This window comes from Rhodococcus sp. YH1 (genome assembly GCF_009939605.1).
Lineage (GTDB): Bacteria > Actinomycetota > Actinomycetes > Mycobacteriales > Mycobacteriaceae > Rhodococcus > Rhodococcus aetherivorans.
This window is the reverse complement of sequence record NZ_WVTE01000214.1, coordinates 1-15,635: the sequence shown is the minus strand read 5'-3', so window position 1 is coordinate 15,635 and position 15,635 is coordinate 1. Positions and strand designations below refer to the sequence as shown.

Sequence of the window (15,635 nt, the reverse complement as noted above, 5' to 3'; positions counted from 1 at the left end):
CTCGGCCTGCGTTTCCAGCTCGACGAGCTGATCGCGGACCTGCGCCCACTGCGCCTGGATCAGAACGGCAGATCCGGGTCCTCCGGCGGGTTGCGGCGCATCTCGTCCTCGATCAACGCCGCCAGTTCGTCCGCCAACGGGTCGCGGGAGGTCATCGGCACCGGTTGGTTGTCCTCGATCCGCTGCGCGATCAGGGCCTTCGCCAACGTTCGGAACCACCCCGGCTTCGCCAGCCACACCCGTTCCACGACTCGTACCGCGGTCGGGTTCGGTCGCACGTTCCGTGTCCGCCACCGCTCCGGGTCCTGCGCTGCCCGGGCGGCTTCCCAGTCCTTCTCGATTTCCTGGTCGGCCCACTCCTCGAACCGCTCCCACGACTCCCGCATCTCGGGTGTCACCTGCGGATACAGCTCGGTGGCGAGCACCATCTCCCGCGCCGCCCGCCACGCTGTTTCCTTGGCCTGCAGCACGTCCCAGTACGTCGCGTCCGGCGCCGCCGGGTGCGCCTGCTCGAACTGCTCGGCCGCGTCCTCGGTCATCTGCTGAAGGCGCAGCGCTTCCCGGTCGATCCGCTCCTGCTCGGTCGCCGGATCGAGCCCCAGCCACTCGACCAGAATCCGCCTGGTCTCGGCCGCGATCCGCAGGTCGATCCCCTCGACCTGCGCCCTGAAATCCTCGCTCTGCGTCACCGCTGCGTCCTCCTTGATCCTCGGAACCGGATGCGCCCCGCGGGGCGGCTTGCTCTGCCACACGACCTCCTCGACTGCGCCCGATCCCGGGCGTAGTTCCCCCCCTGTTCCGCAAGGGATTACAAGGTCGATATTACCATCAAGATCAGCGAAAAACCGCGTCTGACCTGCGGTTTTCCTCTTGTCGTCCGGTGCGGGCGTTACGGCAGGCGGGCTGCGCGAGGGGTGGCCACAGCAACCGCCAGAACGAACAGCAGCGGGAAGATCATCAGTCCGCCGAGCCCGGCGAACACCGCCCGGCCGGCCCTGCCGTAGCGCCGGTACGAGCGCGACGCGCACACGGCCGCGCTCACGGTGGACAACAGATTGAAGATCGACAGGATCACGAAAAAGCCCACAATCGAAGTCCCTTCGTCGGCGTGTTAGGCCAGGGGTGGTTAGAGATCGAACAGGGAGAACTGGTTCTTCGCGGCCGCGGCGTCGGTGTCGCGTTCGTACCGTTGCGCCATCAGCCGCGCCGCTTCCGGGGCACAGCCGATCTCCTGCGCGACAGCGTGCCAGTCGGCACCGTCGGCGTTCATCTCCCAGGCGGTGCGGTGCAGCTCGTCGTCCATGCGCGCGTCCTCCTCCGTGTCGGCCGGCCGTTGGTTGTCTATTTTGCAATATTATTGACTGGACTGCAATTGACGCCGACCCCGCGGCAATGAGGACCAGGCACCCGCATAGCCTTCTCATGTAACAGTTCAACCGGGAATGGCAGGGAGCAGGATGAGCGACGAGTCCAACGTGCTGGATCAGTTGATCTCCCGCGTTGACGACGACACACTGCGCGCCCGTCTCGCCCACGAAGTCGACCTCTTGCGCGGATCTCGCCGATTCGGCCTCGTCTTCGACCGGCACCTGCCCGAGTCCGTCCGACTACCCGACCACCCCATCCGCAAGGGCATCCGCGTCGCGCTGCGCGACGAGTCGTCTGCCAAGACCTGGGTCGTCGACCGGTTCACCGACCGCACCCGCGAGGTCGCAGTCCTCACCGGCGATGGCGGTGAGCGGCACATCTGCGAGCTGATAGTCGTCCGCGAGTTCGGTGAGCCGATCTACCCGGGCCTCCGTTCAGTCGAGCGCATCGAGAACGGACCGGCCGACGCGCCGTGGCACGTCGTGATCAACGGCGAGAACTTCCACGCCTTGCAGGCGCTGCGGTCCACGCACCGGGGCAAGGTCGACCTGATCTACATCGATCCGCCCTACAACACCGGCGGCAAGCGATCCTGGCTCTACAACGACAAGTTCGTCGACAGTAGCGACCGCGCAAAGTCTTCGAAGTGGCTGTCGTTCATGGAGCGTCGACTTACCGTCGCACGGGATGTGTTGAAGCAGTCGGGCGCGATCATGATCTCGATCGGCGACGACGAGCAACACCGACTTCGCATGCTCATGGACCAGATTTTTGGTGCAGAGAACCAGGTCGCGCAACTCGCTGTCGAGATGTCCACGACCTCGGGCCCCAAGACGACCAATGCCCAACAGGGAACAATCGTCAAAAATGTAGAGTACGTACTTATCTATCGCAAGTCTGAGGCATTCGATCTCGAAGTCAAGCACACCCCGCTCTATGACGGGATCGACAAATGGGATGCGAACTATCCGCTGTGGCTCAACGACGACGGGACCACTGATTCAATCTACGGACGACTTGATCGCGAACCCAGCGTGCGGGCGGATATCGAGCGATTCGGGCTGATTCATCAGACAGGAAAACGTAAGGGCCAATTTATCGGCGCACCCAAGATGGACGTCCTTCTCGCCGCTTCCACCGCGGCCCGGGACTTCGTCCACGCCAACCTGCACCGTATCGGTCGTACTGATACGGCTCCGGTATCGGGCAAGGACGTCGACGTGCCTGCAGGGCGATGGGTGGACCACCGGACCGACGGCCGGTCCTACCGACTCACCAGGTCAAGCGCAGGAAAAATCTGGCAGATCTATACTCTCGATCGTAATTTCCGCAACTCCGACGACTATGATCCACGATTTGGGCGCACTGTGATCCGAGGGGATTTATGGCGCGGTTTCTACTCCGACATGGGACATGTAGGAACTGAAGGGGGTGTCGGATTTGCTAATGGAAAGAAACCTGTGCGCCTCATCAAACAGCTTGTCCGGTGGGCCAACAATTCGCCGGATGCTGTGGTGCTGGACTTCTTTGGCGGCTCGGGCACGACGGCCCACTCGATTATGTCGATGAACGCAGAAGACGGCGGAAATCGCAAGTCGATAATTGTCACCAACAATGAAGTTGGAATTGAGCAGCAACAGAGGCTGCGCCGGCAAGGTCGGCATCCCGGAGACCAGGAATGGGAGCAATGCGGGGTCTTCCAGCAAGTCTGCCGGCCCCGGATCTCGACCGTGGTCACCGGAAAGCGCCCGGACGGCTCCTCTTACTCGGAGGGACTCGCGGCGAACGTCGAGATGTTCGACCTCACCTACCTCGATCCCGGTATGGTGCGCCGCGGGCATGAGTTCGAGTCCGTGGCCCCGCTGATGTGGCTCGAAGGCGGTGCCCGCGGACCCCGCATCGACGAAGTCCCCGAGAAAGGCTGGGCACTCACCGGCGCGTACGGCGTTCTGTTCGACGTCGACGTGCTCACCGCATTTGCTGACGCCGTGACCGACGCCGCGACCAGTGGAACGCCCCCTGCGGTGGTGTTCGTCATCACCGACTCCGAGGCCGAGTACCAACAGGCCGTCGAGCGGCTCCCGGTCGGGATCGAGACCGTCCAGCTCTACGAGGACTACCTGTCGAACTACACCATCAACATCACCGGTGGTGGGCGGTGAAGTTCACACTGGAGCCGTACCAGAGCACCGCGGTCGAATCGGTGCTCACCCACCTGGCCAAGGCCCGAGCCGGCTACCTCGACGACGGGGAGCGCACCGCCGTCGGTCTGACCGCGCCCACCGGCGCCGGCAAGACCGTGATCGCGACGGCGGTGCTCGAAGGGATCTACAAGGGCACGCCCACGCGGACTCCGAACCCGGACATGACGGTCCTGTGGATCACCGATGACCGCTCGCTCAACGCGCAGACGATCTCCAAGATCACCCAGGCCTCGGGCGGATCGATCGACATCAACCGCATCCGCTTCCTCGGCGAGGTCGACCACCGCACGCTCGAACCCGGTCACATCTACTTCGTCCACATCCAGGCGATGCAGAAGAACTCGACGCTGCACGCCGTCCGGCCCGACGGCACCCACAACGACAAGCGCACCCACGGCGCCTGGGACATGATCGCCAACACCGTCCGGGAACGCGGCGAAGACTTCCTGGTCATCTGGGACGAGGCGCACCGCGGCGCGGGCACCAAGAACACCGACCGCAAATCGATCGCCGGCACCATCGTCGGCGGGGGCACCACGAACATCGGCACCGTCCAGCCGCCGGCCCCGGTGGTGCTGGGCATCTCGGCGACGCCGGACCGATTCCAGGCCGCCATGCAGGCCGCGGACCGCACCATGCGGCTGGTCGAGGTCAAGGCCGGCGACGTCCGTGAATCGGGTCTGCTCAAGGACCGCATCCTGCTGCGCAGTCTCGGCGAGTCGCAGTCGGCCGACAACACGATGCTCGCCCTGGCCGTCGAGGACCTGAAGTCCTCCGACCAGGCGTGGCGCATCCACCACGCGACCACCGGCGACCGGCCGGTCGAGCCTTTGCTGGTGGTCCAGGTCGAGCAAGGTCTGTCTCCGGCGAAGGAGGAGGCGCGGCTCGCCGAGATCCTCGCGGTGATGGAATCGGCCTGGCCCGTGTTGTCGGACTACGCCGTCGCCCACGCGTTCGGCGACCACGGCCAGTACAAGGTCGGCGACAAGACCGTCCGATACCTACCGCCCGAGGCCATCTCCGGTGACGACCAGGCCCGCGTGGTGCTGTTCAAGTCCGCGCTGACCACCGGCTGGGACTGCCCGCGGGCCGAGGTGATGATCTCCTTCCAGAACAAGGACAGCTACACCGAGATCGCCCAGCTGATCGGACGATTGGTCCGCACGCCGCTGGCCAAGCGTGTCGACGGCGGCGACGACCGCCTCAACGAGGTCGCCGCGTACCTGCCCGGGTTCCGCACCGAACACGTCGCCCGCGTCGTCAACGCCCTGACCGAGGACGAGACCGTCGAGGTCGACGTCGTCGTCGCCCCCGTCGTGTGCGAGAAGTCGGCCGATGTGCCCCCCGAGGTGTTCGATCTGCTCGACTCGCTCCCGTCCTACACACGGCAGAGAACAACGTTCAGTTCCCGTACCGCCCAGCTGATGCGCCTGGCCGCCGCGCTCACCGAGCACGACCTCCTCGAGCAGGGCTCGGCCAAGGCCAAGCAGTGGATCGTCGACCAGATGCGCGCCGCCGACGGACAGCGCAGCAGCGAACTCGACGCCAAGGTCGAGGACATCATGTCCCTGACCGTCAGCACCACGATGGTCGCCTACGGCGAAGCGCTCATGCAGAGCGTCGGCAGGTCCGCCACCCCCACCAACGAGCGCGACCTCGAGGGCTACTTCCGGAAGGCCAAGCGTCTGCTCCCGGACGGCTCGGCCAACTGGTACTACAACGACCTGTGCGATCGAGGCGAGGACGACATCGACGCCTCGGCCCGCCTGGCCGCGATGGCCGACCTCGGATTCAAGACGGTCATCGAGGAACAGGCAGCGGCCCTCATCGACAACTGGCGTCAGCAGCACGCCGCCAAGGTGTCGGCGAAACCGCGCCATGTCCGGGACCAGATCGAACCGCTGTGGCACCTGGGCGGAACGCCGATGCTGCCGACCACGGTCGCGGTCCGCGACGCCTACCCAGCGGCAACCGAGAAGGTGCGCGGTGCGACCGTCGAGCCGATCGACACCTACCCCTCGCACCTCTACGTCATCCCGGCGGGCAAGCCCGACGCCGGCAAGTTCCCCGTCGACACCTCCCGCTCGTCATGGGAGCAGGAAGTCCTCGACTCCGAACTCGACTCCGACACGCTCGTCGGCTGGTACCGCAACCCGTCATCCGGCCGGCACGCGTTGGCAGTCCCGTACGAGTTCGGCGACAAGCACCAGCTCATGCACCCCGACTTCCTGTTCTGGCACGACGACGGCGACAGCCAGTACGTCATCGACATCGTCGACCCGCACCGCTTCGACCTCGCCGACACCTCGGCCAAGTGGTCCGCGCTGGCACGCTACGCCCAGGACCACGCCGACCGCGTCCGCCGCTGCCTCGCCGTCGCAAAAGTCGGCGCATCGCTGCGGGCCTTGGACCTCACCGCCCCCGGCATCGACGAACGCATCGCCGCGGCCACGAATCAGAACCTTCTCGAGGCGATCTTCGTCGCCGAAGGGGTGTCGTATCCTTGACCACCCCAATACCAACTGGAGGATGAGAGTGGGGCAGCCGAACAGAGGGCGTTTTCTCGACCGACCGACCCCCTGGGTGGACCCACCCCCGCCGGGACCGACCGTTGTCATCGACATCGATGGTCCACTGGCCAAGATGGACGCGTTCACCTACCTGATTTAGGCCCCCAAGTACAAGGACCGGGACTGGAAGGCCTTCCACAGGCACTTCAGCGACGCCGCGCTCAACCGGCCCGGCGGCCGCCTCGTCCGCGACCTTGCCGGCGCGGGCTTGACCATCGCGTACACCACAACGCGTCTCGGCGCGTTCATGCCGACCACGGACTACTGGATCCGGCAGAACTCCCTACCTCCGGGACATATCGAGTGCCGCGACTTCTGGACCGACGGCACCGTCCGCCCAGCCCTCGACATCAAGCGCCGGCATTGGTGGAAATGGGTCGACAAGTACGAGGACCGGTCACCGGTCGTGGCCTGGATCGACGACGACCCCGAGGCTGTGGCGATGCTCGCCGAGCAGGGCTGTCCGGCCTGGCAGTTCGTCCAGCTCGTCGGCGAGCATCGAGCCGGAAACCTGCTGTCGACGATCGAGCGCGGCCCCGGCCCGCGGTCGAGTTCGCCGAGCAGCGCGCCGCAGCCCGCCCGATTTTCGACGAGGCCGAAACGGTCCGCCAACGCACACACCCGAAATGGCAGCAGGCACACGCAGCCCGCATGAAGCAGCAGCGGCAGAAGGAACACCGCCAACGGCTCGCCCAGGCGTGACCGGCGACGGTCGACTGTCCTCGCCGGCACCGACACCGGTCCTGACGAGGCACTCGCGTGGGCGGAAGTGACCGGGCGTCCGGCGCCCCGGTCCGACGGCTCTCCGCGGGTGGTGAGACCGGTGTGGGGCCGGGGTGTACCGTGGCCGTCGGTCACGCGCGGTCACCCCCGAGCGTGCGGGCCGTGCGCCCCGGCCTCTCCCCCCGACGCCGGGGCGCTGGCCTTTTCAGTATGTATATGTAGTGGCCCCCCGACGGCGGGGATCAACTCGCTATCCATGTACAAGCGGGAAACAGCACGTCCGCTGGTACGTTGCGAGACTCTTCCTAGATTCGTGGTGAGCGGATCATGTGACGCGACCAAGAACGCGGCCGGCGCGAGCCAGCTTCTCGCGCTCGCGATCCGCGGCGCGGGCGGACGCTGATCGTCGGCGCGAGTCGGCACGAGCACGTGAATCGACAAGCCGCGCAACCGTTGACGGATGCCACCGTCCGCCGCGTTTCGCGGGCACGCCAGCGTCGTTGAGGCGGCGGGCGATAGCTCGCACGCCGACCCCTTCGGCGGCCCAGGCACGCATCTGGCGCAGGACAGCAGCTTCCTGGGGGTGCTCGATGAGCTGGTGATCGACAACACGCTGACCGTAGGGAGGCGATCCTGTTGCGTATCCGCCGCTTTCGGCCTTCTGCCGTCTCCCTGATTTCAGGCGTTTGACGATCAGCCCACGTTCGAGCTGGGCGGCGGCTCCCATGACCTGCCGGACGAACGTGCGCATCGGATCGTCGTCGTCGTCGGGGAGGTGTTCTCCCCGGTCGGCGGTGAAGAATCGCTTTCCGTGTGCCCACACCACCGACAGGATGGCTTCCTGCTGGGTGAGGTGGCGGGCGAGGCGATCGAGGTTGGGAGCGAGTAGGGCGTCGACCTTCCCATCGGTGAGCATCTGCAACGCTTCGGCCAGGCCGGGGCGTTCGTCGTCACCGGCCTTTCCGGTAACCCCCTCGTCCCGGCACATCCTCACGATCCGCATGTTGTGTGTGCGGGCGTAGTTGCGGCAGTCCTTCTCCTGGACGTCGAGGCCATAGCCCTCGAGCTGCGTTCCGGTGCTGACTCGGCAGAGCACGACTACCCGGATCGGACGCGGTTCGTGGGTTACCGTCATGCTCTCAGCGTATCTATCTATGGATATAGATAGAACGACGCAGGTAGAGCGGTTTTCGTCCGATGGAGTGGGCCGTACTTGTTCCGGCGGGGGTTTCCCGGTGGCGAAGCCATCGGTTTCTCCTCGTTCCCCGGTCGGGAGGCCCCCGGTGGCGTCGCTACCGGGTTGTGGGGCCAGTGCGCCGCCGTCCGCGGCGGTGGTGAAGGCCCGCGAGGGGAGGCCCCGCCAGGGGCCGAGCCGTGAGGCGACCATAGTGCTGTCTAAGCAGGTAGGTTCGGGCGGCAGCATTCGTGCGGAAAGCGCGCACCGCCTCCGGGGCGGTAGCGGTGCAGGTCGTGCGCAGACACCGCGTCCGGCACGAGATCCTCGCCCACGTCCGGTCCGCACATACCTGGCCGGAATGTTCCCTGCTGTCATCGGTAACACTCTGATGAGAAAAACTCAGTTTTCAAGTATGAATCGGTCCAATCCTTTGCGGCGTCGAGTAGGAAGAGCTAACCTTTATCATCAAGTTTCCAGAGATGGAAAGGGGGTGAGTCGTATGGCTTTCAAGAAAAGTCGGAAGAGCTATCAAGAGCCCATGCTGCGGGTGATCGGAGAGTTCCGCCGAACCACGCGCGGGTTGGGCGCATGGACTGTGGACGGAACGCATCTAGGGCGTCGAACCTAGACCCTTCTCCTCCCTACGATTAGAGATTGGCGGAGTGGTGCTCGGCCGTAACGTTACTGGTTTTGTACTCTTGCCCGACGCAGAGACAAGCCGTGTTGCGGCCGAGTGCCTCTCCAGCTGGGGTAATATCGAGCATTCGTACCCCTCAGGTAGACCAATGCTAATTCGCAATCAACGGAGCCACCGACTTTCTGTTGCTTGTTTGAAGGATCGCCGAGCAGCAATTATCGGAGAACACAGCGTTTCACCCGAGAAGTTGCGGTGCGCTCTCTCTGCGATTACCACCAATGAAGGTTGGGATTCCTTCGTTAGCACTACTAGTGGTTCGTTCCATCTACTCGTAAGCGACTCTGGTCATCTCCGCGCCTACGGGTCGGCATATGGCACATGCCGTTTATATTATGCATGGCATTCCGGTTCGATACTGGTCTCCGATCGCTCCTTCCTCCTCGCCGTAGCAACACAGGCAACGGTCAACCCATCTGTCCTGTCCACTTACCTCATTGAGAGCCCTCCTTTTCGCTTGGCGGAACAGCCGCTCTGGAATGGTGTGATGCCCGTTCCACCTGGCCACGCAATAGCCCTTCGCCACTCAGGCACAGCACCGACGATTAGGAGATGGCGGGAATACGGCGTCGGTGGACATCTCGACACCCCACGAGCAGCCGATGCGGTCCGAAAAGCACTTACATCTGCTGTTGAAGCAAGACTCGCAGCTTACAGTTCTGTTAGCTCCGAACTGTCAGGGGGTTACGACTCAACATCGATCACCGCAATCGCGTCTAGATGCACTGAACACCTAATTGGCCATACTACGGCCGGCAGGGACCCGCTAAACGAAGACATGCATTGGGCCTCTCTGGCTGTGCAGGAATTGTCTGGCATCGAACATGACGTTATGGCCCCACACGACCATGCTCTGTTCTTCGACCGAATTCTCGAAGAGGCTGTTCCCCTCGATGAGCCATCGATAGCCACGGCAGGTGCAGCACGAGTTATGGGGGTCTACCGTCGCCTTCGAGCCCGAGGCTCATCCCTGCATTTGACGGGACACGGGGGAGACCAGTTGTTTACACATCTCGCTGTCACGTTACAAGATAATTTCAGACGAAAACCGCTTCTCGGGTCACGTCGCGCTCTACAGGCCGCTTCCTATGGGAATTGGCCCCTACGCGATCTTGCTCAAGTCTTCATGGATCAGAGGTCTTTCCGGTCATGGTGGGCTGCAGAGGCACAAAAACTAAACGTCGATGACAACCAACCCCGTCCTCTCTTGGGCTGGGGAGTGCGCCCGCGCGTCGCACCATGGGTGGCCAGATCAGTTGTCTGCCAACTCCAGAACAAGATCGCGACGGATCTGGCCGCACAGGGCCCTCTTGCCCCAACCCGCGCAGAAAATCTGCGTCTCGAGTTCATTTTCAATGGGATCCGTTTAGGGAGGGCATTAAGTCAAATGGCTACTAGTATTGATTTAACACTATCTACACCGTTCTACGATGATGACGTAATCGATTCAGCCCTATCGGTCGACCAAATATCCACGTACTCGACAACCGGATATAAACCACTACTCGCCGCTGCGATGTCTGGCATAACTCCGGATCGGATTCTGACCCGCAAAACAAAGGACGATGGATCTATTGATCTCGTACAGGGACTAGTAAACAACGCCCAGGGCATAAGGTCTCTATTCGCCGACTCATATCTGGAGCAGATGGGTCTCATCGATGCCAAGGCCTTGCGCCGCACCCTTAAGAATGCCGCACACCCGTCGCTGGATGACGGTGCGATCTTCGCGACATTAGCCTGCGAGATGTGGGTCCGAACCTATGCGACTTACTCACAACAATGAAATGGGAGTTTCATGTACTCGCTAAGCAGTTCAGCGCTGGTGTCATACACGGAATACGGCGCTGCTATATTGAATATTGATACTGGTACCTACTTCATGTTAAATGAAACTGGCGCTGATATTGTCAAGCTGCTATCCGAGAGTCTCCCATCAGCCGCAGTTGCCGAACGCATTGCGGAAGTCTATGACGCACCCATCATGGAGATAGAGCGCGACGTCAAGAATATTCTTGATGAACTAATGCAGAACGGCCTCGTCGAGCTAAAGACGATCTCATGAAATGAGTATGTAATGCGATGGCCCGTCCGGAAATTCGACACTGGGATTGCCGTAGCTCTCTCGGTTACCTCAGCTCGAATGCTCGCTCGATTGTCGCCTCGAGCGCTTGAGACGATCATGCGCTTCGTAAGTCGCGGTTCAATGGCCGCGACCTTTCGCGTTGCCACGAAAGCACACGCGGATGTGATTGACTCTTCCATAGGGATGGCCGGTCCTCATAGTTGCTTGCCGCGGTCCATTTCTGTCGCGCTGCTTTGTCGCATACGTGGATACTGGCCTCGGTGGTGTGTTGGCGTCAGGACCCACCCGCCATTTGCAGCACATGCTTGGATCGAGGCCGAGGAACGTATGATCGGAGAATTCACTAGCCCTGGCGCCTACCAAACAATGATTTCTATCGACCGGCGTTAGATTTGCATATTTCAGTATCTACGGAACTAGCGCGAGGGAATGAGCATTATAATGAGCAGACGTAGCCATGCAATAGATCCCGAACAAACCAAGTATGATGACTTCTCGACGCTTCGAGAGATTATACGCATAATCTGGCCTCAACGTGCGCGGATCGCCATAGGTCTAATTACATCTATCTTCGTCGTTGCGTTAGCCCTCTTGCAGCCACTTGTTGCTGGCGACGTCGTGGCTCACGTTTCACAACCTTCGGCATTTGCGGCTTATATCGCTATTCTTGTTGGTCTCTTGATCGCTCATTCCGTAATAGAGGCAATTAGCGGATACTTGCTGGAGGTTGCTGGTGAAAGAGTAACGCGGGACCTAAGGCGCGACTTTACTCGACACATACTGGCGTTGCCTTTGCGTACAATTGAGACGATGCGTCTGGGGGATCTAATCTCCCGAGCAACCTCAGATACGACGCTCATCAAGAACTTGGCATCGCAAAGTCTTGTCCGTTTGTCAACGGGAATGCTCGGAGCAACAGGCGGCGCGCTATTGATGTTTAATGTAGATCGCATATTGACCATCGTCGCACTCAGTACCATGGCGATAGCGGCTGTAGTGCTTACGGCTATTGCCCCAAGAATCCAGAAAATCGCTATTCGAAGCCAAGAGTCAGTTGGGATAATTACCTCGGACCTTGAGCGGGCTCTTTCCGAGATACGCACTGTGAAGGCTAATCAGACGGAAGGGTTCGAGGTTAAACGAATTACAAAATCAATCGATGGGGTATTTCGACATAATCGCGAAGGCGCTCGACTCGTATCTATTGGGAGTCCGCTGATCCGTCTCGCGACAACAGGATCCCTCGTCGTCGTACTAATTGTTGGAGGCACGCAAGTGTCTTCGGGGGAGGTGCCCCCGGATCATCTAGTGACTATTATGCTGTACGCGATCTATATTGCCGGTCCTGTGAGTGACGTGTTTGAGTCTGTCTCGGAAATACAACGAGAGACCGGCGCTCTACGCCGGATATCTGAAGTGGAACGCCTATCGGTAGAGCCGGTATACGTCGCCGCTGTAGAGAATGACCCGATAATCGGCCAACGTCCGATGTCAACGAGCGCTAATCGAGAGCCCGGAGTGTCCGAAGGACTGCAGTTCGAGTCAGTAGGATTCTCTTACCCGGGAGGCAACAGCCGGGTGCTAGACGGGGTTTCATTCAGTGTTAACATCGGAGAGCACGCAGGTCTTGTTGGCGTATCGGGATCGGGCAAGTCGACAGTATTCTCTCTCGCATGCCGCCTCTACGAACCTCAGACGGGAACGATCCGAATTGCTGGTTCGGATCTGCGCAAGATTAGTTTGTTCGAGGCTCGTTCACTAGTCGGACTGGTAGACCAGCATGCACCAATTCTGTTCGGCTCACTACGAGAGAACCTTCGATATGGAAACGAAGCCATATCTGATGACGATATTAGTGAAATTGTCGAGAGGGTCAGTTTGGGCGATCTTGTCCGGAGTCTTCCCAGGGGGCTCGACTCGCAAGTTGGTGAACATGGTTCACTACTATCTGGTGGGGAGAGGCAACGTATCGCTCTAGGCAGGGCGCTGCTGGGGAACCCTTTCGTTCTCCTACTCGATGAGCCTACTGCTATGCTCGATAGCAAAGCAGAGGAGTCTCTTATCGAGGTTCTCTCAGAGGTGAAGAAATCATGCGCGATTCTAACTATTTCCCACAAGATGTCGACGTTAGTTGCGTGTGACACCCTTTGGAAACTTGAACATGGCAGGATTTCGCTCTCAATGCCGGCTAGTCTGTCCTGAGTTGCACCAGGTGAGCCGGTTCTCGGGGTGATCCCGGGTATCTGCGCAGGTAGAGGGGGTCAGGGCTCCGTAGTTGTTGATTTCCAACGCTCTGTCAAGTCCCGAGTTTTGTTGAGGCTGAGCGTGTGTTCAATTCTCAGGCCGCAGAGGCGGCCGGCGGTTGTGCGTAATAGGCGGCCTCGACCTCGGCCGGGGTGCGATAGTCGAGCATGCCGTGGACCCGTTCGGTATTGAACCAATGAGGTTTTCTCAGTGAGTTGATCTTGCTTGGGCGGTGTCAGGACCGGATCGCCAAGAGACGCAGAGCCCCTGGTAGGACTGGATTTGCGAAGATCAAGTCCACGAACCAGAGGCTCCACGTGATCACCTATTCTGCCACGCTCGACGTCCCTCGACCGCTCGCCCAGTACCTGTGTCGACTGTTGCAGGCCGACCGCCGCGCACGCGGTACCCGCAGGGGCCGCCGGGCCCTGACTGCGTTCGCCCAGGCGGTACTCGTGCTGCGCTGGTTCCGGCAGGACACCGCGCTCACCGCCCTGGCTCGCGACGCCGGCATCTCGATCGCTACCGGCTACCGGTACCTGCACGAAGGCATCGACGTGCTCGCCGCCCAAGACCTGCCCGACGTGCTGCGCGAGCGCCTCGCCGCCGGCGAGACCCACGTGATCCTCGACGGCACCCTCATCCCCAGCGACCGGGTCGCCGAGACCACCCTCGGCAGCAGAGGCACCCCGATCCACCTGTGGTATTCCGGCAAACACCGCCGATTCGGCGCGAACATCCAGTTCGTGGCGACCGCGGACGGATTCCCGCTGTGGGTCTCCGACGCGCTGCCGGGCAGCACCCACGATCTGACCGCTGCCCGCACACACCGGGTCACCGGAGCCCTGTACGCCGCCGCGGCGCAGGGTCTGCTCACCCTCGCCGACCAGGGCTATCAGGGCACCGGCATCGGTATCCACATGCCCACGAAAGCCCCTGCCGACGGCAACACCCTCGACACCGACACCGTCTGCCGCAACATGCTGCTGACCAGTCTGCGGTGCCTCGGCGAACGTGCCGCTGCGCTGCTCACCACGCGATGGAAGGCACTCGACAGGATCACCCTGTGCCCCAAAAGGATCGGTTCCATCACCAAAGCGGCGCTCGTACTCACGCAATTCGAGCACGCAGGCCGTTACTGAGAAAACCTCAATGCACCCACTGCGCCGTGGCAGCCTCGACATCCTCCCGGCCGGCCCAGGGACCGTCGAGGAAGATCAACTCGGCCTTGTACAGCGAGTTCAGCGCCTCGGCCATCGCATTGTCGAACGAATCGCCTTTCGATCCGACCGAGGCGACCGCGGCGGCCTCGTCCAGGGCCTGGGCGTAGCGCAGCGCTCGGTATTGCACGCCGCGATCGCTGTGATGGACCAGTCCGGTGACGTCGCGGCCTGCACGGCACCGTGCCCACAGACCCATCTTCAAGGCGTCGAGTGCCAGATCGGTGTACATCCGCGTCGAGGTCTGCCACCCGACGATCATGCGGGAGAACACATCGAGGACGAACGCGACATAGACCCACCCGGACTGCGTGCGCACATACGTCAGATCGGCCACCCACAGCTCGTTCGGCGCGGTGGCCGTGAAGTCCCGTTCGACGAGGTCCTGGGGCCTGTCGGTTTCCGGTGCCGGCTTCGTCGTCCGGGGCCATTTCCCGCGGACGGTGCCGCAGACACCGAGTTCGCGGCAGAGTCGCTCGATGGTGCAGCGGGCCACCTCGTGGCCCTCCCGGACCAGTTGGGCGTGGATCTTGCGGATTCCGTAGACCCGCATCCGTGGGTGGGTGTGGATGCGCATGATGTGCTCTTTGAGGACGGCGTCGCGGCGCGCTCTGACGCTGGGTTCGCGGCCTATGAAGGCGTAGTAGGTGCCCGGGGCGATCTTGACCTCGGTGTTCTCGGACAGAACACGACAGATCGGTTCGATCCCCCAGCGGTGTTTGTGTTCGTCGATGAACGCGACGATCACTTCAGTCGGCGGTCGAACTCCGCCTTCGCGAAAAAAGCTGTGGCAGAACGTAATATCTCCATCGACTGCCGTAGTTCGCGGTTCTCCTTCTCCAGTCGGCGGATGCGCGCTTCGGCGTCGACGGGCTCGGTGGGGAGCTCGTCGTCTTCGGCTTTGCGCACCCAGGTCCGCAGGGCTTCCTTGTGGACACCGGTCTGCTCGGCAATCCGGTTGATGGCGCCGGTGCGGGTGTCGGGGTCGCGGCGGGCTTCGACGGCGAGTCGGGTCGCTCGCTCACGGAGTTCCTGAGGGTACTTGTAGTTCGCCATGATGAGTCTGGGGTGATCCTTCCGGGATATCTGGCTCACCCTCAATGAAACCAGGGACGATTCACTCTGACCAGCGAAATCACCCCCTCAACACCAGGTCGGCAGCACGATACGGACACCCCGCCAACCGCCTGCACGCCCGCGCAATATTCGACTGCCCCGCCTGACCCGAGTTGGCTCACGTTTTCGGGATGATCGACGGCTCACGTCTGTGACCTGCTGGTTCTCGTCGGGATCGGTCTCTGATTTCACGCACTAACGGCTCTGGTTCTAGGCTCGGCGAGTGGTGTTTG

Annotated in this window: 14 protein-coding genes and 1 other annotated feature; of the genes, 8 read left to right on the top strand and 6 right to left on the bottom strand. The window is 61.8% G+C overall.

The window, feature by feature from the left end:
• Positions 1-59 precede the first annotated feature (59 nt).
• From AIIKEEIJ_RS16310 to AIIKEEIJ_RS32650, 3 genes are all read right to left on the bottom strand, one after another.
• Positions 60-689, bottom strand: a complete 630-nt coding sequence (locus tag AIIKEEIJ_RS16310) for a hypothetical protein (RefSeq protein ID WP_161996128.1) — start codon at positions 687-689, stop codon at positions 60-62.
• Positions 690-889: 200 nt separating this feature from the next.
• Positions 890-1,087: a hypothetical protein gene (locus tag AIIKEEIJ_RS16305; RefSeq protein WP_238072206.1), complete on the bottom strand. Its 198-nt coding sequence runs from the start codon at positions 1,085-1,087 to the stop codon at positions 890-892.
• A gap of 39 nt (positions 1,088-1,126) precedes the next feature.
• Entirely contained in the window at positions 1,127-1,303 is a 177-nt protein-coding gene (locus AIIKEEIJ_RS32650) for a hypothetical protein (RefSeq protein WP_169918105.1), read from the bottom strand.
• Positions 1,304-1,457: 154 nt separating this feature from the next.
• Between AIIKEEIJ_RS32650 and AIIKEEIJ_RS16300 the strand changes: the two genes are divergently transcribed.
• The 3 genes from AIIKEEIJ_RS16300 to AIIKEEIJ_RS16290 all read left to right on the top strand — a co-directional run bounded on the left by AIIKEEIJ_RS16300 (position 1,458) and on the right by AIIKEEIJ_RS16290 (position 6,797).
• Positions 1,458-3,530, top strand: coding sequence for a DNA methyltransferase (locus AIIKEEIJ_RS16300; protein WP_161996127.1), 2,073 nt, complete (start codon positions 1,458-1,460; stop codon positions 3,528-3,530).
• Positions 3,527-6,079, top strand: coding sequence for a DEAD/DEAH box helicase family protein (locus AIIKEEIJ_RS16295; protein ID WP_161996126.1), 2,553 nt, complete (start codon positions 3,527-3,529; stop codon positions 6,077-6,079). The genes AIIKEEIJ_RS16300 and AIIKEEIJ_RS16295 overlap by 4 nt, the downstream gene beginning before the upstream one ends.
• A 271-nt stretch (positions 6,080-6,350) precedes the next feature.
• Positions 6,351-6,797 (top strand): hypothetical protein, encoded by a 447-nt coding sequence (locus tag AIIKEEIJ_RS16290; protein WP_238406437.1) that lies wholly within the window; start codon positions 6,351-6,353, stop codon positions 6,795-6,797.
• Positions 6,798-7,190: 393 nt separating this feature from the next.
• Here AIIKEEIJ_RS16290 and AIIKEEIJ_RS16285 read toward each other — a convergent pair whose 3' ends face one another.
• Positions 7,191-8,000: a recombinase family protein gene (locus AIIKEEIJ_RS16285; RefSeq protein WP_072816378.1), complete on the bottom strand. Its 810-nt coding sequence runs from the start codon at positions 7,998-8,000 to the stop codon at positions 7,191-7,193.
• Positions 8,001-8,827: 827 nt separating this feature from the next.
• Here AIIKEEIJ_RS16285 and AIIKEEIJ_RS16280 point away from each other — a divergent pair.
• From AIIKEEIJ_RS16280 to AIIKEEIJ_RS16260, 5 genes are all read left to right on the top strand, one after another.
• Positions 8,828-10,522, top strand: coding sequence for an asparagine synthase-related protein (locus AIIKEEIJ_RS16280; RefSeq protein WP_338020967.1), 1,695 nt, complete (start codon positions 8,828-8,830; stop codon positions 10,520-10,522).
• Positions 10,523-10,534: 12 nt separating this feature from the next.
• Positions 10,535-10,801, top strand: coding sequence for a PqqD family peptide modification chaperone (locus AIIKEEIJ_RS16275; RefSeq protein ID WP_161996124.1), 267 nt, complete (start codon positions 10,535-10,537; stop codon positions 10,799-10,801).
• Between the two features lie 12 nt (positions 10,802-10,813).
• On the top strand, positions 10,814-11,212 hold the full coding sequence (locus AIIKEEIJ_RS34340; RefSeq protein WP_161996123.1) for a lasso peptide biosynthesis B2 protein: 399 nt from the start codon (positions 10,814-10,816) through the stop codon (positions 11,210-11,212).
• A 39-nt stretch (positions 11,213-11,251) separates the two neighbouring features.
• Entirely contained in the window at positions 11,252-13,024 is a 1,773-nt protein-coding gene (locus AIIKEEIJ_RS16265) for an ABC transporter transmembrane domain-containing protein (RefSeq protein ID WP_161996122.1), read from the top strand.
• 359 nt (positions 13,025-13,383) lie between these two features.
• Complete coding sequence (locus AIIKEEIJ_RS16260; protein WP_161996121.1) at positions 13,384-14,208, top strand: transposase family protein; 825 nt, start codon at positions 13,384-13,386, stop codon at positions 14,206-14,208.
• A gap of 7 nt (positions 14,209-14,215) precedes the next feature.
• On the opposite strand, the gene AIIKEEIJ_RS16255 is transcribed toward AIIKEEIJ_RS16260, so the two are convergent.
• Both AIIKEEIJ_RS16255 and AIIKEEIJ_RS16250 read right to left on the bottom strand, forming a co-directional pair.
• Positions 14,216-15,034 carry an IS3 family transposase gene (locus tag AIIKEEIJ_RS16255; RefSeq protein ID WP_161996120.1) on the bottom strand — a complete coding sequence of 273 codons (819 nt, stop codon included), beginning with the start codon at positions 15,032-15,034 and terminating at the stop codon, positions 14,216-14,218.
• Positions 14,939-15,073 (bottom strand) — a sequence feature (AL1L pseudoknot). Its footprint overlaps the gene before it by 96 nt.
• Entirely contained in the window at positions 15,031-15,342 is a 312-nt protein-coding gene (locus tag AIIKEEIJ_RS16250) for a transposase (protein ID WP_006935361.1), read from the bottom strand. Its footprint overlaps the feature before it by 43 nt. The genes AIIKEEIJ_RS16255 and AIIKEEIJ_RS16250 overlap by 4 nt, the downstream gene beginning before the upstream one ends.
• Between the last annotated feature and the right edge of the window lie 293 nt (positions 15,343-15,635).